The sequence below is a fragment of the Frankia sp. CoBUL1 genome, from assembly GCF_978021245.1.
Genome location: NZ_CDXDOS010000279.1, coordinates 1,666 through 4,706 on the forward strand (window position 1 = coordinate 1,666; position 3,041 = coordinate 4,706).

2 protein-coding genes are annotated in these 3,041 nt (G+C 69.3%); both read right to left on the reverse strand.

Annotated elements, in window-relative coordinates; genetic code table 11:
• On the reverse strand, nt 1-956 hold a 956-nt coding region (locus tag AC08OX_RS15515; protein ID WP_476608466.1), incomplete at its 3' end, for a Dyp-type peroxidase.
• A 623-nt stretch (nt 957-1,579) separates the two neighbouring features.
• On the reverse strand, nt 1,580-2,794 hold the full coding sequence (locus AC08OX_RS15520; protein ID WP_476608467.1) for an FAD-dependent monooxygenase: 1,215 nt from the start codon (nt 2,792-2,794) through the stop codon (nt 1,580-1,582).
• Nucleotides 2,795-3,041 lie beyond the last annotated feature (247 nt).

The window sequence follows — 3,041 nt, forward strand, 5'->3', positions numbered from 1 at the left end:
ACCGCGCTCTGAGCCGTCTCGTCCAGCCGCGCCCAGGCATCGAGCAGCATGCGGATGCGCCGGCAGACCAGGTAGGACCCGTCCCGCATCCATTCCGGCCCGCTGGACACCCACACCGCCCGCTCGAACCGCGGCGTGCCCGGTCCCGGGTTGTCCGTGCCGTCGATCTGCCCCATCAGGTTGCGTGGGGTGGACCCGGGGTTGAACGCGGCCGCCGCGGAACGAAGGAATCCCCGCTGGATCCAGCGGGGCCTGGCATCCTGAGCGGCGAGACGGCGCATCTGCCGGGAAACCGAGACCGCGACCATCGGATCCTCGGCGCAGACCTGCACGCCGAGATCCCCGCCACTGCGCACCGGATCGAGCTGGTCACCGGGCATCGCGGGAATGTCCGCGAACTCCGCGGGTATCTGCGCGTCGAGACCGGCGCGGCGCAGCGCGGACGCGCCGAGCCCGATGGTGATCGTCAGCCCCGCCGGTCCGAGTCCCTGGGTGTCCCGCTCAGCGCCGTCGAGCGGCTCGCCTCGCATCAGCACCGCGGCGGCGGCCGTCCAGGTGCGCAGCACCGCGGCGAGGGATGCGCGGACCGCAGCCGGGCCGGACGTCGTCAGGTCGTAGGCGGTGAAGACGAGCTGCGCGGGAGGGCGGTCGGCGATTCCGGGCTGGTGACGGCCGTCGCCCACCACCCCGGCCAGCGCCTCACGACGGACCGCGGCGACGCGGTCCGTCCCGCCCGGCTGGTCCTCCTGGGGACGTTCCGCGGCAACGGCGACACCGCCGTCGAGGGCCATGACTCCCCCGAGGCCTCCCCCGATCGCGACACCACCGCCGAAGCCGAGCAACCCGGCGCCCCGCAGCACCCTGCGGCGGTGGGGACCGATCGGGCGGTTCTCCCGGACCGCATCCGTCGCATCGGCGACATCCGTTACATCGGCAGCGTTCACAATGTCCGACACGCCCGCCCTACCGGCCCTATTGGACATACCAGTTTCAGCCATACCGGTTCCATCCGTCCTGTCGCTCACGGGATCCATACCGGCGCCGCGGTGAGATCCGACATCATCCTCGGGCCGGCAATCCTCCGGCCGGCAGCCTTCGGGCCGACGTCAGGGCGGCGATTACCACCGGAGGACACCCGGGTGAGCCGTCCGGTGAGGTGTTCGCATGGATCATAGGGCAGTTCCGCGATGTCCGTGAGGTGCATGTCCCGCATAGTGACTGCCGAACCGCACTCAGCGCCGCCCATCCCGGGTCCAGAGACGTCGTGTCGTCGAACGTTTACACATAGATACAGAATGAAGTGGAAATGCCGAACGGCCTGCCAACGGGCGACACGAGGAACCGATCAGCCTGCAGGAACGATCAGCGTGCGGGAACGACGACGTCACCGGCGCGCGGGACCATGCCCGGCCCGGCGGATCTCACCGGTCGCAGAGGTTCGGGTCGGTGCCCCAGCCACACAGCACGTTCTTCTCGATCTTCCCGGTGGAAACCTTCGGCAGCTCACGGAAGGTGATCTGCCGTGGAGAGCGCCGTCAACCACCGCGGGGCGCTCGGCGAACGCCCCGGCCGACCTTGACTAACCCGCCGCACTTCTCCGGGCGACGGGTTCGCCCCGGCGACGGGCCAAGCCCCACCGTGCACTCGAGTTCAGTCCGCGCAGCGCCCTGCGCACGGCCGGGTGCTGGCTGGCACGGTGCACCGGGTAGCGCCACGGCGGCTGTTCGCCCTGGCGCGACGCCATCGAGTAGGCGAACGACACCGGATCCTGATCGAGGTATGGGTCCACCCGTTCGAACCAGGCCATGCTCGTCCGCGCCGCCGCCTGCAGAGGACCCAGGGCCGCCCGGCCCCGCCGGTCGAAATCTCGCAGCGCGGCCGGCAGATCGCCGCCGCTGTCGTACATGCTCTGCGCGAGCACGACCGCATCGACGATCGCGAGCGCCGTGCCCGACCCGAAGGCGAAGTGCGTGGTGTGGGCGGCGTCACCGATCAACACGACGTTGTCGTGGTACCAGCTCCGATTGGTGACATCGGCGAAGCGCAGCCACCGCGCCGCCCGGCCGCGGCACTGGCTGATCAGCGGATGGCCGTCCAACGGACCAGAGAAGATCTTTTCCAGCATCCGCGGCGCGTCCTCGGCGCTCAGGAGATCAAGGCCGAGTCCCTTCCACGTCCGCTGGGAGCATTCCACGATGCAGGTGCTGACGCCGACGCTGGACGGATAGGCGTGGAACCAGATCCATCCCGCGGAGGTCCGTTCGAAGGCGAAGGTGAAGCTGTCGAAGCGCTTGTCGGTGCCGAGCCAGATGTACGGGTTACCGCCGATCTCGACCTTGGTACCGAAATCGTCCTGGGCCAGCTGGCGCACCCGGCTGTTCGCGCCGTCGGACGCCACGACGAGATCGGCGTCGGCGTACGGGCGCAGGTCGTCCACCTCGTGCCGGTACTCCACCTCGACGCCGAGGTCGGTGGCCCGCCGGGCGAGGATCTCAAGCAGCGCGGCCCGCTGCAGGCTGAAGCCGTAGCCGGTGAGATATGCCGCCGACGATCCGCCCAGACTGATCCGCTGTTCCTGCCAGAGAGTGGACGCAGCCCGCAGGGCACGAGCGCTGCCTGGGTCGTTGCGGAAAAGGACGTCCAGAAGGTTATCCCAGTACACGACCCCCCAGCCGTAGGTCGCCCCGGGCGGGTCGCGTTCGAGGACTATGATCTCCTGGCTGGCGTCACGGCGTTTCGCCGAGATAGCGAAGTAAAGTCCTGCCGGTCCGCCCCCCACACAGACGATCCTCACCGCAGGTGCCTCCTCTGTGTTCCTCCTCCGCGTGACCCGGACGGCGGGTGGCAACGACCGTTCGCCGGCTCGTCACCACCGTCGCCCCGGAGAGGAGCACCGCCAGCGGATGTCGTGGTGCCCACTTGTCGGGTTGCCCGGTTACCCCGCATTGTCGGGTTGACCGATTGTCGGGTTGACCGATCGTCAGATTGCTGGTCGGGTTGCTGGATTGTCGGGAGCCGGGATCACCAGCCACCCCAACGAC